The organism is Anaerococcus tetradius ATCC 35098, from assembly GCF_000159095.1.
Lineage (GTDB): Bacteria > Bacillota > Clostridia > Tissierellales > Peptoniphilaceae > Anaerococcus > Anaerococcus tetradius.
Map to the genome: position 1 here is coordinate 1 of NZ_GG666357.1, position 437 is coordinate 437.

The 437-nt window shown below is 27.2% G+C and carries 1 pseudogene; it reads left to right on the plus strand.

Annotated elements, in window-relative coordinates:
- Window positions 1–437: pseudogene (locus HMPREF0077_RS10160) on the plus strand (leucine-rich repeat protein); the annotation flags it as partial.

Genomic DNA, 437 nt, shown 5'->3' on the forward strand with positions numbered 1-437 from the left:
AATCTTCTGAAGATACAAAAAAAGAATTAGAAGAGAAGATTAAAGGACTAGAAGAAAAACAAAAATCTTCTGAAGAAGAAATTAAAAAGCTAAAAGAAGAATTAGATAAGAAAATTGAAGAAGCAAAGAAGTTAATCGAGGAAGCAAATAAAAAAGCTAAAGAAGAACTTGAAAAGCAAGCTAAAGATGAAAAAGAAAAAAACCAAGACTTATCTAAGAAATTAGATGAATTTCTAAAACTCCAAAAAGAAAACAAAGAGAAGAAAGAAGATAAGAAATCTCAAGATAAGAAGTGGGATGAACTTTTGAAAGCTGATGATAAGAACATCCTAAATCAATTTGATCTTAACAAGATGAAAAAGCAAGAGGAACAACAAGGTAAAAAACAAGTTAAAGATGAAAAAGAATTTGCAGTTTTTCAAGTAGACAAAAACTTT